11 protein-coding genes are annotated in these 14935 nt (G+C 73.5%); 1 reads left to right on the top strand and 10 read right to left on the bottom strand.

All coding sequences use genetic code 11. The features are described from left to right. Window positions 1–52 precede the first annotated feature (52 nt). Window positions 53–727 carry a VOC family protein gene (locus GQ466_RS08680; RefSeq protein ID WP_202420020.1) on the top strand — a complete coding sequence of 225 codons (675 nt, stop codon included), beginning with the start codon at window positions 53–55 and terminating at the stop codon, window positions 725–727. A 150-nt stretch (window positions 728–877) separates the two neighbouring features. Here the strand turns inward: GQ466_RS08680 and GQ466_RS08675 are convergent, their stop codons facing one another. The 10 genes from GQ466_RS08675 to trpC all read right to left on the bottom strand — a co-directional run bounded on the left by GQ466_RS08675 (window position 878) and on the right by trpC (window position 14843). After that, window positions 878–2347 carry a glutamate synthase subunit beta gene (locus GQ466_RS08675; protein ID WP_161102174.1) on the bottom strand — a complete coding sequence of 490 codons (1470 nt, stop codon included), beginning with the start codon at window positions 2345–2347 and terminating at the stop codon, window positions 878–880. 13 nt (window positions 2348–2360) lie between these two features. Further along, a complete protein-coding gene (gltB, locus tag GQ466_RS08670; RefSeq protein WP_202420019.1) occupies window positions 2361–6917 on the bottom strand; it encodes a glutamate synthase large subunit in 4557 nt (1518 codons plus the stop codon). 347 nt (window positions 6918–7264) lie between these two features. After that, window positions 7265–8209: a hypothetical protein gene (locus GQ466_RS08665; protein ID WP_161102173.1), complete on the bottom strand. Its 945-nt coding sequence runs from the start codon at window positions 8207–8209 to the stop codon at window positions 7265–7267. Window positions 8210–8242: 33 nt separating this feature from the next. Continuing rightward, window positions 8243–9040 carry a hypothetical protein gene (locus GQ466_RS08660; RefSeq protein ID WP_161102172.1) on the bottom strand — a complete coding sequence of 266 codons (798 nt, stop codon included), beginning with the start codon at window positions 9038–9040 and terminating at the stop codon, window positions 8243–8245. Between the two features lie 73 nt (window positions 9041–9113). Beyond that, entirely contained in the window at window positions 9114–10373 is a 1260-nt protein-coding gene (gene lgt, locus GQ466_RS08655; RefSeq protein ID WP_161102171.1) for a prolipoprotein diacylglyceryl transferase, read from the bottom strand. Window positions 10374–10476: 103 nt separating this feature from the next. Next, complete coding sequence (locus GQ466_RS08650) at window positions 10477–11244, bottom strand: DsbA family protein (protein WP_161102170.1); 768 nt, start codon at window positions 11242–11244, stop codon at window positions 10477–10479. Next, window positions 11241–11756, bottom strand: a complete 516-nt coding sequence (locus GQ466_RS08645) for a vitamin K epoxide reductase family protein (RefSeq protein ID WP_161102169.1) — start codon at window positions 11754–11756, stop codon at window positions 11241–11243. The genes GQ466_RS08650 and GQ466_RS08645 overlap by 4 nt, the downstream gene beginning before the upstream one ends. Before the next feature lie 110 nt (window positions 11757–11866). Further along, a complete protein-coding gene (gene trpA, locus GQ466_RS08640; protein WP_161102168.1) occupies window positions 11867–12682 on the bottom strand; it encodes a tryptophan synthase subunit alpha in 816 nt (271 codons plus the stop codon). Continuing rightward, window positions 12679–13920, bottom strand: coding sequence for a tryptophan synthase subunit beta (gene trpB, locus GQ466_RS08635; protein ID WP_161102167.1), 1242 nt, complete (start codon window positions 13918–13920; stop codon window positions 12679–12681). The genes trpA and trpB overlap by 4 nt, the downstream gene beginning before the upstream one ends. Before the next feature lie 116 nt (window positions 13921–14036). Beyond that, complete coding sequence (gene trpC, locus GQ466_RS08630) at window positions 14037–14843, bottom strand: indole-3-glycerol phosphate synthase TrpC (RefSeq protein ID WP_161102166.1); 807 nt, start codon at window positions 14841–14843, stop codon at window positions 14037–14039. Between the last annotated feature and the right edge of the window lie 92 nt (window positions 14844–14935).

Here is a 14935-nt window from a genome sequence, read left to right as displayed (position 1 = left end):
GACAGGCGTTCCCAGTAGCCTCGTCGTCCGGGCAACGGGAACAGGGGTCAACGTGATCATCGGATGGATGCGGGCGTTCGTGGACCGTCCGGCGGAGCTGCGGGCGGAGGCGGTGCGGTTCTGGGCGGCGGTGACGGGCACGGAGCCGGCCGACGGCGGCCTGCTGGTCCCGGCGAAGGGCGACGCGCACGTGGAGGTGCGGTCCGGCGCGGCGCTGGCCCTGGAGGTGGCGGACGTGGAGGCGGCGCTGACGGTGGCGCGGGCGCTCGGCGCCGAGGCGATCGAGGCGGGCGAGACCGAGGCGGTCGTCCGGAGCCCGGGCGGAACCGTGTTCCGTTTGGAGCAGTGGTCGGGCGCGGCCGAGCGGTCGCCGGTCGTGGGCGACGCAGACGTGTTCCAGGTCTGCGTGGACGTCCCGGCGGCGGCGTTCGACGAAGAGGTGGCGTTCTGGTCCCGCTGGACGGGCTGGCCCTCCCGGGAGGCGGCCCGGCCCGAGTTCGCGGTGGTCCAGCCCCCGGACGCGATGCCGTTCCGCCTGCTGATCCAGCGGCTGGAGGACGGCGGCCCCGGCGCGCACCTGGACCTGGCCTGCCCCGACCGGGCCGCGACGCGCGCCCGGCACGAGGAGCTGGGCGCCCGCGCGCTGCGCGAACTGCCGTGGTGGACGGTCATGGAAGACCCGGCGGGCGGGACGTACTGCCTGATCGCCGCACGCCCGGCAAGCTGACCGGCGCGGTGACCGGCAGCACGCCCGGCAGGCTGACCGGCGGCGCGCCCGGCGGGGTGATCGCCACGCGCCCGGCAGGGCGACCGGCGACGTGACCGGTGGAGTGACCGGCGCCGCGCCCCGGGGGGGTCCCGGGGCGCGGCGGACGGGTCAGGCGATCGGCCGCGCGGTCGGCGGGATCGGGTAGGGCAGCGCGGTGTGCCCGGTGCCGGAGAGGTAGGCGTCCACCCCGTGCGCGGCGGCGCGTCCCTCGGCGATGGCCCAGACGATGAGCGACTGGCCGCGTCCCATGTCCCCGGCGGCGAAGACGCCCGGGACGGTGGTGTGGTAGTCGCGGTCGCGGACGACGTTCCCGCGCTGGTCCAGTTCGACGCCGAGCTGCTCCAGCAGCCCCTGCTTCTGCGGCCCGAGGAACCCCATCGCGAGCGTGACGAGCTGCGCGGGCAGCTCCCGCTCGGTGCCGGGGACGGGCGTGAACCCGGTCTCGGGCCCGCCCACCTCGACGATCTTCAGAGCGCGGACGTTGCCGTCGGCGTCGCCGAGGAACTCGACGGTGTTGACGGCGTAGACGCGCTCGCCGCCCTGCGCGGCCAGTTCCTCGTGGGCGCTCTCCATCTTGAACAGCATGGGGTACGTCGGCCACGGCTGGCCGCCCGGACGGGCCTCCGGCGGACGCGGCATGATCTCCAGCTGCGTGACCGACGCGGCGCCCTGCCGGATCGCGGTGCCGATGCAGTCGGCGCCGGTGTCGCCGCCGCCGATGACGACGACGTGCTTGCCCTCGGCGGTGATGGCCGGGACGTCGGCGTCGCCCTCCTGCACCTTGTTGGCGAGCGGCAGGTACTCCATCGCCTGGTGGACGCCGTTCAGCTCGCGTCCGGGGACGGGCAGGTCGCGCCAGACGGTGGCGCCGCCCGCGAGGACGACGGCGTCGTACCGCTCGCGCAGGTCGTCGGCCGTGACGTCCTCGCCGACGTTCACCGAGGTCTTGAACTCGGTGCCCTCGGCGCGCATCTGGGCGATGCGGCGGTCGAGGTGGCGCTTCTCCATCTTGAACTCGGGGATGCCGTAGCGCAGGAGCCCGCCGACGCGGTCGGCGCGCTCGTACACGCGGACGTCGTGCCCGGCGCGGGTGAGCTGCTGGGCGGCGGCGAGCCCGGCGGGCCCGGAGCCGACGACCGCGACCCGCTTGCCGGTCTTGACGGCGGGCGGCTGCGGGTGGACCCAGCCCTCGGACCAGGCGCGGTCGATGATCTCGGCCTCGACGCGCTTGATCGCGACGGGGTCCTGGTTGATGCCGAGGACGCAGGCGCTCTCGCACGGCGCGGGGCACAGCTTCCCGGTGAACTCGGGGAAGTTGTTGGTGGCGTGGAGGCGTTCGATGGCCTCACGCCAGTCGCGCCGGTAGACGAGGTCGTTCCACTCGGGGATGAGGTTGCCGAGCGGGCAGCCCTGGTGGCAGAACGGGATGCCGCAGTCCATGCAGCGGCTGGCCTGCTTCTCCAGGCGGTCGGAGCCGAAGGTCTCGTAGACCTCGGTCCAGCTCTTGATGCGGACGTCCACCGGGCGGCGGCGGGGAAGCTCGCGCCCGACGGTCAGGAATCCCTTGGGGTCGGCCATGGTGGTCCCCCTCTCAGCTCTTGGCGGCGGCCATGATGGCCTCGTCGACGTCGCGGCCCTCGGCGCGGGCGGCCTCGGCCGCGTCCAGCACCCGCCGGTAGTCCCGCGGCATGATCTTCGTGAAGCGCCCGAGCGCGGCGTCCCAGTCCGCGAGCAGCGCTTCGGCGACGGCCGAGCCGGTCTCCCCGAGGTGCCGTTCGACGAGGTCGCGGACGAGCGCGGCGTCGTCGGCGGCGAGCGGTTCCAGGTCGACCATCTCGGGGTTGACGCGTTCGGCGACGAGGTCGAGGACGTAGGCGACGCCGCCCGACATGCCGGCGGCGACGTTGCGTCCGGTCGCGCCGAGGATCAGCGCGCGCCCGCCCGTCATGTACTCCAGCGCGTGGTCGCCGACGCCCTCCACGACGGCGGTGGCGCCGGAGTTGCGGACGCAGAACCGCTCGCCGACGACGCCGCGGGCGAACAGCTCGCCGGACGTCGCGCCGTACAGGATGACGTTGCCGCCGATGATCTGGTGCTCGGCGGTGAACGGCGCCTCCGCCGGGGGACGCAGCGTGATCCGGCCGCCCGACAGGCCCTTGCCGACGTAGTCGTTGGCGTCGCCGGTGAGCCGCAGCGTGACGCCGCGCGGGATGAAGGCGCCGAAGGAGTTGCCCGCCGACCCGGTGAACGCGATGTCGATGGTGTCGTCGGGCAGTCCCTCGCCGCCCCACTTGGCGGTGAGGCGGTGGCCGAGCATGGTGCCGACCGTGCGGTTGACGTTGCGGATCGGCAGGTCCAGCTTGACCTTGTCGCCGAACGCCAGCGCGCCCTCGGCGAGCTGGATCAGCGTGTTGTCCAGGGCCTTCTCCAGCCCGTGGTCCTGCACGGTGACCTGCCGCAGGGACGCGCCGGCGGGCAGCTCGGGACGGTGCAGGATCGGCGACAGGTCCAGCCCGGACGCCTTCCAGTGGTCGACGGCCTCGCGGGCGTCGATCAGCTCGACGTGCCCGATGGCCTCGTCCAGCGTCCGGAACCCGAGGGCCGCCAGGTACTCGCGGACCTCCTCGGCGATGAACTCGAAGAAGTTCACGACGAACTCGGGCTTGCCGGAGAACCGCTCGCGCAGCACCGGGTTCTGCGTGGCGACGCCGACCGGGCAGGTGTCCAGGTGGCAGACGCGCATCATGACGCAGCCCGACACCACGAGCGGCGCGGTCGCGAAGCCGAACTCCTCGGCGCCGAGCAGCGCGGCGACGACGACGTCGCGGCCGGTCTTCATCTGCCCGTCGGCCTGCACGACGATGCGGTCGCGCAGCCCGTTGAGCAGCAGCGTCTGCTGGGTCTCGGCGAGGCCGAGCTCCCACGGGGCGCCCGCGTGCTTCAGCGAGGTGAGCGGGGACGCGCCGGTGCCGCCGTCGTGCCCGGAGATCAGGACGACGTCGGCGTGCGCCTTGGACACGCCGGCCGCGACCGTCCCGACGCCGACCTCCGCGACGAGCTTCACGTGGACGCGCGCCGCCGGGTTGGCGTTCTTCAGGTCGTGGATGAGCTGGGCGAGGTCCTCGATGGAGTAGATGTCGTGGTGCGGCGGCGGCGAGATGAGGCCGACGCCGGGCGTGGAGTGCCGCGTCTTGGCGACCCACGGGTACACCTTGTGGCCGGGGAGCTGGCCGCCCTCGCCGGGCTTGGCGCCCTGCGCCATCTTGATCTGGATGTCGTCGGCGTTGGTGAGGTACTCCGACGTCACGCCGAACCGGCCGGACGCGACCTGCTTGATCGCGCTGCGGCGCAGGTCGCCGTTCTCGTCCGGGGTGAAGCGGCGCGGGTCCTCGCCGCCCTCGCCGGTGTTGGACTTGCCGCCGAGGCGGTTCATCGCGATGGCGAGGGTCTCGTGCGCCTCGGCGGAGATCGACCCGTAGGACATCGCGCCGGTGGAGAACCGCTTGACGATCTCCGATACCGGCTCGACCTCGTCGATCGGCACCGGCGGGCGGACGCCCTCCTTGAGCCGGAACAGGCCGCGGAGCGTCATCAGCCTGGCGGACTGCTCGTCCACGCGGCCGGTGTACTCCTTGAAGATCTCGTACCGGCGGGTGCGGGTGGCGTGCTGGAGCTTGAACACCGTGTCCGGGTTGAACAGGTGCACCTCGCCCTCGCGACGCCACTGGTACTCGCCGCCGACCTCCAGCGTCCGGTGCGCCGCCTCGTTCCCGCCCGGCGGGTAGGCGCGGCGGTGCCGCTCGGCGACCTCGGTGGCGATGACCTCGAAGCCGACGCCGCCGAGCCGGGACGTGGTGCCGGTGAAGCAGCGGTCCACGACCTCGCGGCCGAGGCCGATCGCCTCGAAGATCTGCGCGCCGGTGTAGGACGCGACGGTCGAGACGCCGATCTTGGACATGACCTTCAGGACGCCCTTGCCGTACCCCTTGACGAGGTTGCGGACGGCCGTCGGCGCGTCCACGCCGGTGAGCGCGCCGGTCGTGACGAGGTCCTCGACGGTCTCGATCGCGAGGTAGGGGTTGATCGCCGACGCGCCGTACCCGATGAGCAGCGCCATGTGGTGGCACTCGCGGGCGTCGGCGGTCTCCACGACCAGGCCGACCTGCGTGCGGGTCTTCTCCCGGATCAGGTGGTGGTGGACGGCGCCGGTGAGCAGCAGCGACGGGATCGCCGCGAGCGCCGAGTCCGACCCGCGGTCGGACAGGACGATGATCCGCGCGCCCGCGACGATCTCGCGGGACACCTCCGAGCAGATCTCCTCCAGCCGCGCCTGCAGCGCCTCGCCGCCGCCCGCGACCTCGTACAGGCCGTGGACGACGTGCGCGCGCAGGTGCGGCAGCGAGCCCTCGTCGTCAATGTGGATGATCTTGGACAGCTCGTCGTTGTCCAGGATCGGGGTGGGCAGCACGAGGCGGCGACAGGAGTGCGGCCCCGGGTCCAGCAGGTTGCCCTCCGGGCCCAGCGTGGACTGCAGGCTGGTGACCAGCTCCTCGCGGATCGCGTCCAGCGGCGGGTTCGTGACCTGCGCGAAAAGCTGCTTGAAGTAGTCGAACAGCAGCCGGGGGCGCTCCGACAGCACCGCGATCGGGGTGTCGGTGCCCATCGACCCGATCGGCTCGGCGCCGGTCCGCGCCATCGGGGACAGGATGATCCGCTGCTCCTCCAGCGTGTACCCGAAGGTCTGCTGGCGCTTGACGAGCGTCTCGTGCGTCGGGATCTCGCGCTCGCGGCGCGGCAGCTCCTCGAACCGGACGAGGCCCTCGTGCAGCCACTCGCCGTAGGGGTGCTCGGCGGCGAGTTCGGCCTTGACCTCGTCGTCCTCGACGATCCGCCCGGCGGCGGTGTCGACCAGGAAGATCTTGCCGGGCTGCAGGCGGCCCTTGCGGACGACCGACTCGGCCGGGATGTCCAGCACGCCGGCCTCGCTGGCGAGGACGACGAACCCGTCCTCGGTCACCCAGTAGCGGCCGGGGCGCAGGCCGTTGCGGTCCAGGACCGCGCCGACGACGGTGCCGTCGGTGAAGGTGACGCTCGCGGGGCCGTCCCACGCCTCCATCAGCGTGGAGTGGAACTCGTAGAAGGCCCGGCGCGCCGGGTCCATCTCGGTGTGGTTCTCCCACGCCTCGGGGATCATCATCAGCACGGCGTGCGGCAGCGACCGGCCGCCGAGGTGCAGCAGCTCCAGGCACTCGTCGAAGGACGCCGTGTCGCTGGCCTCGATGTCGATGACCGGGTTGATCCGGGACAGGTCGCCGGGGAACAGGTCGGACTTCAGCAGCGCCTCGCGCGCGCGCATCCAGTTCCGGTTGCCCTTGACCGTGTTGATCTCGCCGTTGTGGGCGACGAACCGGTACGGGTGCGCCAGCTCCCACGCCGGGAACGTGTTGGTCGAGAACCGCGAGTGCACGAGCGCGATCGCGCTGGCGAAGCGGCGGTCCGACAGGTCGGGGAAGAAGGGCTCCAGCTGCGGGGTCGTCAGCATGCCCTTGTAGACGATGGTGCGGCTGGACAGGCTCGGGAAGTACACCGCGACGTCCTGCTCGGCGCGCTCGCGCATGCAGAACACGACGCGGTCCAGCTCGATGCCGGTCTTGCCCGCGTGCGGGCCGGCCGCGGCGGCCGTCACGAAGAACTGCGCGAAGTGGGGCATCACTCGGCGGGCGGCGGGGCCGGCGAACGTCGGGTCGAAGGGCAGCTCGCGCCAGCCGAGGGCGGTCAGGCCCTCCTCGACGCACAGCTCCTCGATGCGCGCGACGGCGTCGGCGCGCTCCCGCCCGTCGGCGGGGAGGAAGGCGATGCCGGCCGCGTAGGAGCCGACCGGGGGAAGCGCGAAGTCGCAGACCTCGCGGAAGAACGCGTCCGGGATCTGGACGAGGATGCCGACGCCGTCGCCGTCGTCGGGCTCGGCGCCGACGGCGCCGCGATGGTCCAGGTTCTTCAGGACGGTCAGGGCGTTCTGCACGATGTCGTGGCTCTTGCGGCCGTGCAGGTCCGCGACCATCCCGACGCCGCAGGCGTCGTGCTCGTTGGCCGGGTCGTACAGCCCCTGGTCCTGGGGGCGGCCCGGCGTGAGGGCAGCAGCAGCCATCAACCCTCCCGTCGTCGTCGTGTCACTGCTTCGAGGTCAGTGCAGTCCCGGGACGACGTTGGCCCTGCTGCGGTGTGAAGACCTTACATCACTGCCGGGAACATGCCCGACTCAACCGGAACGCGAAACTTCGTGGACATCCCGGAACCCACGGGCGCGACCAGTGGTATAGACCAGCATACAGTCGCCTAAAGCGACGCTAACGGGCTGACCTGCGTGATCATCATCACCGGCCCCGGATGTTTAACGCGCGTCCAGGGCAACACGGCGGTAAAAACTGCCGTCCGGCGGTGTCCGGACGGACGTACGGGCCGTCGCCGCGCGCCCGCCGCCCCGGAAGCGGCCGGTCAGCCCGCGTCGGCCGCGCGGCCGAGAGCGGCCGGGGCCTTGCCGCCCTCGATGAGCAGGGCCAGCAGCGTCGCGTCGGACGCGTCGCCCGAGCCGTCCAGGCGCTCCGCCCACGCGATCACCGCGTAGTGGCCGACCGCGAGGCCCCGCGCCATGCTGAACCCGCCGCCGAACGCCGCGCCGTCCAGCGGGCGGACGAACCCGGCGGCCCGGCCCGCGTCCAGGCCCCGCACGAGGCGGTCGGCGTCGGCCGCGCCCGCCAGGTTGAGCACCGTCACGGCCAGCGCGTACCCGGGCTTCGGGTCGCGCGCCGTGTAGAGGGTCCGGACGGCCTGCGTGCAGCCCGACCGGGCCAGGTCCGCCGCGAAGCCGCCGCCCCAGACCGCCGCCGGGCAGCCCTCCAGCCGCTTGGCGCGCAGGGTCAGCCGCGCGCCGCCGTCGGTGCGGATCTCGCGGGCGTAGGACGGGAACGCCTCCCCCGCCGTCAGCGGCGCCGCGTCCCTGGACCGCTGCGCGATGGCCGCGAACGCCGGGGTGTTGGCGGTGCTGGAGTAGGACGCGGGCGACGGGCCGTCCTCGGGAACGTTCCGGGCGGCCGGGTCCGGCGCCGCCGCGCGGCGCGGGTCGTCGCCCCCGGACGCGACGACCGCGATCAGCAGGACGACGACGGCCAGCAGCGCCGCCGCAGCCGCGAAGTACAGCCGGTGGTCCAGGTTCGCGAGGGTGGTGTTGCGCCGGGGCCGCCGTACGGCCTTCGGCGGTGCGGGCGCCGGGGCCGGCCGCGGCTTCTCGCGCGGCGCCTTCGGGCGGCCCTGGCCGGTGGCGCGCCGTGTCCGCGCGGAGCGGGCCGGGGCGTCGCGACGGGGACCCGCGCGCCGCACCGGCCGCGTCGGCCGGGCCGGTCGCGGACGGGCCGTGCCGCGTCCCTGGTCCTCGTCGTCCACGGGGACCGCGCTACCGCCGGGCGGCGCGGGCCGTCACTTGCCCGCCCCGTCGGCCATCTGCACCCGCGCCCACACGAAGAACGCGGGCTTCTCCACCGGCAGGCTCGCGCTGACCGCCTGGTCCAGCGACTTCGGCAGCCCGCCTCCGGACTTCTGCACCCAGCAGACCACCGCGTAGTGCCCGTACGCCTGGGCGTAGGCGGCGCTGAACCCCTTGGCGAACGCCGGGGCGCCCGGCGCGGCCAACGGCAGGACGAACCCCGACCCGGTCGCCGGGTCCAGCATCCGCAGCACCTGCCGGACGCCGTCGGCGTCGGCCAGGTCCAGCACGGTGAACTGCCCGACGAACCCCTGCGCCCTGCTGACGTATGCGCCGCGCACCACCGCGCGGCACCCGGACTTCGCCAGCTGCGCCTGGAGCGCCGCGCCCCACGTCGCCGCCTTGCAGTCGGCCTTCAGGTCCGTCCCGGCGAGCGTGTAGGTGAAGCCGTTGGACGCGACGGTCTTGACGTCGTCGCCGAACACCTCGGCGAGCGTGACCGGACGCGGGTCGGCCGAGCGCCGCGCGATCGCGGACGTGCCCTCGCCGTCGTACTCGGGCGTGTAGGCCGTGGGGCTGAGGTGCGGGACGGGCTTGTCGCCGCCGCCCCGGGTCAGGAAGAAGGCGCCCGCCCCGGCCAGCACCAGCAGGACGGCCAGGGCCGCCCCGCCGTACAGCAGCAGCGGCCTGCGGTTCCCGCCGCCGGGAGCCTGGTCCTCGGCGGGCCAGAAGTCCTTTCCGCCACGTCCGGACGTCGTCCCGGACGCACCTGAGTCACGCGCCTCGATCACACCGGGAGCCTAGCGTCAGCGGCGGGGCGCTCGCTCCCAAAAGGCGGTTTCGTCCAGATATCGAATCGGGTGCTCAGGGGGCGTCCTTCACGGGCTCCGGACGGGCCCCGCCCGCCTCGGCCTCCTTGTCGCCGCGCGGCTCCGCGTCGGCGGGGTCGTCCGCGCGCGCGGGCTCGTCGGCCGCCGCCGCGGGCTCCGCGTCCTTCACGGGCTCGTCGGCCGCCGTGGGCTCGTCCACCGCCGCCGCAGGCTCGGCTTCCTTCGCGGGCGCGGACTCGTCCGCCGCCGTCACAGGCTCCGCGTCCTTCGCAGGCGTGGGCTCGGCATCCGCGGGCTCGTCGGCCGCCGTGGCGGGCTCCGCGTCCTGCTCGGGTGCGGGCTCGTCGGCGACCGTCGGGGGCTCGGCGTCGGTCGCGGGCGCGGGTTCGTCGGCCTTCGTGGCGGGCTCGTCGGCCTTCGTGGCGTCCGCGGGCTCGTCGGGGGTCGTCGCGGACGCGGGGCCGCCGCCGTCGGGCACGGCGCCGATGCGCTCGGGACCCGAGCGGTTCCGGGCCAGGTACAGGTACGCGACGGCCAGCAGGAAGATCACGATGGACGTCCAGTCGTTGAGCCGCAGGCCGAGGATGTGGTGCGCCTCGTCCACCCGCAGCGCCTCGACCCAGCCGCGCCCCGCCGTGTACGCCGCGACGTAGAGCGCGAACGTCCGGCCGTGCGTCAGGTTCCAGCGGCGGCCCGCCCACACCACGAGGATCGCGACGCCCACGCACCAGATCGACTCGTACAGGAACGTCGGGTGGTAGGTGGCGACGTCGGCGTACTTGGCCTCGCGGTGCTCGGGGTCGATCTTCAGCGCCCAGAACGTGTCCAGCGGACGGCCGTACAGCTCCTGGTTCCAGTAGTTGCCCCACCGTCCGACGGCCTGGGCGAGCGCGACGCCGGGCGCCGCCGCGTCGGCCAGCGCGAGCGCGGAGATCCCCCGGCGGCGGCAGCCGAGCGCCGCGCCGACCGCGCCGAGGATGATCGCGCCCCAGATCCCGAGGCCGCCCTCCCAGATCATCAGCGACCGCAGCGGGTCGCCGCCCGACCCGAAGTAGCGCTGCCAGTCGGTGATGACGTGGTAGAGCCGTCCGCCGACGAGCCCGAACGGCACCGCCCACACCGCGACGTCCACGACGACGCCGGGCTCGCCGCCGCGCGCCGTCCAGCGCCGCTCGGTCACCCACACCGCGATGACGATGCCGATGATGATCATGAAGGCATAGGCCCGGAGCGGGAACGGCCCGAGGTGCCAGACACCCTGTGAGGGGCTCGGGATGAACGCGAGCGGCTGCATGAGCGATGACGTTACCGCTTTCCGGACGGTGCCACGGCCGTCCCGGAACCCTGGAAAGCCGAACGCCACCGGACGGTGCTCCGTCCGGTGGCGCCGGGGGCCGCTACTTGCCGGCGGCGGCCTTCGCGACCGTGCCGGGCAGGTCGGCGAGCTGCTGGTCGTTGATCTTCTGGCCGTCCAGGAACAGCGTCGGCGTCGAGTCGACCTGGCGCTTCTGGCGCGCGTAGTCGGTCATCGCGGTGACCTGCGGGACCTTCTGCTGGTCGGTGACGCACTTGGCGAAGTTCGCGTCCGTCACGCCGACGTCCTTGCCCCACGCGACGAGGTCCTTGGGCGCGAAGCCGTCGGTGCCCTCGGTGGGCTGGAACTCGTACAGCGCGTCGTGGAAGGAGAGCCACTGCGGCGCCGGGACGCACAGGGCCGCCGCCGCCGACCGCAGCGAGTTGGCCTTCACCGGGTCCTGCTGCTGGCTGAACAGGTGGAACGGCCGGTAGACGACCTTGACCTTGCCCTCGGCGGCGAGCTGCTTGACCGTCTTGCCCTCGGACTGCTCGAACTGCTTGCAGGCCGGGCACTGGAAGTCCTCGAAGATCTCCAGCACGGGCTTGGTGACGCCGGCCTTGGCCATCACGATCGACCCGTCGGACTCGCGGGTGAGCGGCGCCTGCGGTCCCGTGTAGCCGTGGGCGACCTGGTTGCGCTTGCTCTTCTGGTCCGCGACGACGACCACGATCGCGACGACGGCGGCGACCGCGACCACGGCGCCGACGACGAGCGCGAGCAGGCGGACCTGCTTCTGGCGCGCCGCCTGACGGGCGCGCTCGGCGGCCAGCCGGTCGCGCGCCGACCGCTCACGTGCGGCCTTGCTCATGGAGTTCTCCTCGGGGGTTCCTCGATCTGGCCGATCCGCCGGAACTCATCGGAAAGGACAAGGACGAAAAGCAGGATAGTGACGATGTGGACCCCGGTGCACCACTGGCAGAGGTGCCGGAGGATCACCTCGGCGGTGATCAGATAGACCACGAACAGGACGCCGACGGACACCGCCGCGAGCCTGCTCCACCGCAGCAGCGGGAGCGGCGACCGCAGCAGCGGCGGCGTGATCAGCACCGCGAAGCCGACGAAGAACGCCAGCCCGAGCAGCGGCATCGGGATCCCGAGCAGCTCGGAGTACTTGCTCGTCGTGACGGCGCTGCAGTCGATCACGCCGCTCGCCGAGCACACCAGCGCCCGCGGACGGTAGTGCGCGACGGTCAGGTAGACCGAGATGCCGAGCCCGACGAGCGTCAGCGCCCAGGCCGGGTAGAGGAACCACCGCGCGACGGGAGGCGGTCCGGACCGGCCGGACGCGCCGTCCCTGCCGGTCTCCACGCGCTGCGCCATCCTGTTCCCCTCCGCGACCGCGACGACCTGTCCGGGCCGCGGCGCTCCGCGACCCGGACACACCCTAGAGGACCCCGGATAAGGTCCGCGTACGGCGACGCGCGGACGGTTCAGGCGCGTCCCGCGCGGACCCCGGCCGCCAGGTCGGCGGCGAGGGCGCGGACGGCCGCGACGCCGGACGCGGTGTCGGGCGCGTCCAGCAGCCGCCGGATGAACGCCGACCCGACGATGACGCCGTCGGCGAACCCGGCGACCTCGGCGGCCTGCGCGCCGTCGCTCACGCCGAGCCCGAGCCCGACCGGCAGGTCCCGGCCGTTCTTGTCGAGGATCGCGCGGGTGCGCTCCACGAGGCGGGGCGCGCCGGTGTCGATGGCCGTGCGGGTGCCGGTGACGCCCATCAGCGACGCCGCGTACACGAAGCCCCGGGACACGTTCGTGATCTTGTCGATGCGCTCGTCGGTGGAGCTGAGCGCGACGAGGAACACCCGGTCCAGGCCGTGCGCGTCGGACGCCTCCAGCCAGGGACCGGCCTCCTCCGGCGTGAGGTCCGGCGTGATCAGCCCGGTGCCGCCCGCTGCGGCGAGGTCGCGGGCGAACGCGTCCACGCCGTAGCGGTCGACGGGGTTCCAGTACGTCATGACGAGGGTCGCGGCGCCGGTGGCGGCGACGGCCTCGACGGTCCGGAACACGTCGGCCAGGCGCGCCCCGCCGACGAGGGCCCGGTGGACGGCGTCCTGGATCGTGGGGCCGTCCATCATCGGGTCGGTGTAGGGCAGGCCGATCTCGATGACGTCGCAGCCGGCCTCCACCATCGCGGTGGCGGCCTCGATGGCGCCGTCCACCGACGGGAATCCGGCGGGCAGATACCCGACGAGCGCGGCGCGGTTCTCGGCGCGGGCCCGGTCGTAGGCGGCCTTGACGCTCACTTGGCCTCCCCCTCGGGCATCAGGCCGAAGTACGCGGCGGCCGTGTGCATGTCCTTGTCGCCCCGTCCCGACAGGCAGACGAGCAGCGTCGCGTCCGGGCCGAGTTCGCGGCCGACCTGGAGCGCGCCCGCGAGCGCGTGCGCCGACTCGATCGCCGGGATGATGCCCTCGGTGCGGCACAGCAGCGCGAACGCCTCCATCGCCTGGGCGTCGGTGATCGGGCGGTACTCCGCGCGGCCGGTGTCGTGCAGCCAGGAGTGCTCGGGGCCGACGCCGGGGTAGTCGAGCCCGGCGGAGATCGAGTGCGACTCGATCGTCTGGCCCTCCTCGTCCTGGAGGAGGTAGGTGCGCATGCCGTGGATGACGCCGACGGACCCGCCGGTGACGGTCGCGGCGTGCCGTCCGGTCTCGACGCCGTCGCCCGCGGCCTCGAAGCCGATGAGGCGGACGGACGCGTCCGGGATGAACGCGTGGAAGGCGCCGATGGCGTTGGAGCCGCCGCCGACGCAGGCGAGGACGGCGTCCGGCAGCTTCCCGGTCAGCTCCATGACCTGCGCGCGGGCCTCGACGCCGATGACGCGGTGGAACTCGCGGACCATCATCGGGAACGGGTGCGGGCCCATCGTGGACCCGACGCAGTAGTGCGTGTTCTCCACCGTCGCGACCCAGTCGCGGAACGCCTCGTTCACGGCGTCCTTGAGGGTGCGGCTGCCCGCCTTGACCGGGACGACCTCGGCGCCGAGCATCCGCATCCGGGCGACGTTGAGCGCCTGGCGCTCGGTGTCGACCTCGCCCATGAACACGGTGCACTCGAGCCCGAGCAGGGCGGCGGCGGTCGCGGTCGCGACGCCGTGCTGGCCCGCGCCGGTCTCGGCGATCAGCCGGGCCTTGCCCATGCGGCGGGCGAGCAGCGCCTGCCCCAGCACGTTGTTGATCTTGTGGGAGCCGGTGTGGTTGAGGTCCTCGCGCTTGAGGAGGACCCGCGCGCCGCCCGCCTCGGCGCCGAACCGGCGGGCCTCGGTGATCAGGCTCGGCCGGCCGGCGTAGGTGGTGAGCAGCTCGGTCAGCTCGGCGGTGAAGACGGGGTCGCGGCGGGCGGCCTCGAACTCGGCGGTCAGCTCGTCCAGCGCGGCCATCAGGGCCTCGGGGGCGAAGCGCCCGCCGTAGACGCCGAAGCGTCCGGCCGCGTCGGGGACGGATGCGGGCACGGCGGAGCCGCGCTCGGAATGGATGGTCATCGAAGAGTGCGTCCTGTCAGGCGATGGAAGGCGGTCCGGTCAGTGCGACGTCGGGACGGCCCGCCATCGCTCGCGCAGCGGCTCCATCAGCATGCCCGTACCCTACCGGTTCCCCGTCAGCTGCCCTGCCGCAGCGCCGGGTGCGCGCCCGCCGCGACGAGGTCGGCGACGGCGGCGCGCGGGTCCCGGCCGCGGACCAGGCTCTCCCCGACCAGGACGGCGTCGGCCCCGGCGGAGGCGTAGGCGAGCAGGTCGTGCGGGCCGCGCACCCCGGACTCGGCGATCCGCACGACGTCCTTCGGGACGAGCGGGGCGAGCCGGGCGAACACGTCGCGGTCCACGCGCAGGGTCTTCAGGTCGCGGGCGTTGATCCCGATGACCTTGGCGCCCGCGTCGACCGCGCGGGCCACCTCCTCCTCGGTGTGCGCCTCGACGAGCGGCAGCAGCCCGATCGACTCGGCGCGCTCCACGAGGGACACCAGGGCGTCCTGGTCGAGCGCGGCGACGATCAGCAGCGCGACGTCGGCGCCGTAGGCCCGCGCCTCCCACAGCTGGTAGGACGTGACGATGAAGTCCTTGCGCAGGACCGCGATGTCCACGCTGGCGCGGACGTCGGCGAGGTCGGCGAGGCTGCCACCGAACCGGCGGCCCTCGGTGAGCACGCTGATGATCTTCGCGCCGCCCGCCTCGTAGTCGCGGGCGAGCGCGGCCGGGTCGGCGATGGCGGCGAGCGCGCCCTTGGACGGGCTGCTGCGCTTGACCTCGGCGATCACCCCGACGCCCTGCCCGCGCAGCGCCGCGAGGGCGTCCCGGGGGGCGGGGGCCTGCTCGGCGCGGGCCTTGAGGTCGTCCAGCGACGTCTCCCGCTGCCTTTCGGCGAGATCGGCACGCACGCCTTCGATGATCTCGTCGAGCACGCTCACGGTAGGCCCCCAGACTCGGTCGATCGGTGGCCCCGATCGTATCCGCAGGGTCCGACGCTCCCGAACGTCGGGGCGGCGCCGGACCGCCCGGA

It is taken from the genome of Actinomadura rayongensis (assembly GCF_009831215.1).
Taxonomy (GTDB): domain Bacteria; phylum Actinomycetota; class Actinomycetes; order Streptosporangiales; family Streptosporangiaceae; genus Spirillospora; species Spirillospora rayongensis.
This window is presented reverse-complemented; position numbering and strand designations above follow the sequence as displayed.

Coding starts and splice junctions, on each gene's coding strand:
- GQ466_RS08675 (WP_161102174.1), bottom strand. CDS start 2,347: ATGGCCGACCCCAAGGGATTCCTGACCGTCGGGCGCGAGCTTCCCCGC.
- gltB (WP_202420019.1), bottom strand. CDS start 6,917: ATGGCTGCTGCTGCCCTCACGCCGGGCCGCCCCCAGGACCAGGGGCTG.
- lgt (WP_161102171.1), bottom strand. CDS start 10,373: ATGCAGCCGCTCGCGTTCATCCCGAGCCCCTCACAGGGTGTCTGGCAC.
- GQ466_RS08650 (WP_161102170.1), bottom strand. CDS start 11,244: ATGAGCAAGGCCGCACGTGAGCGGTCGGCGCGCGACCGGCTGGCCGCC.
- GQ466_RS08645 (WP_161102169.1), bottom strand. CDS start 11,756: ATGGCGCAGCGCGTGGAGACCGGCAGGGACGGCGCGTCCGGCCGGTCC.
- trpB (WP_161102167.1), bottom strand. CDS start 13,920: ATGACCATCCATTCCGAGCGCGGCTCCGCCGTGCCCGCATCCGTCCCC.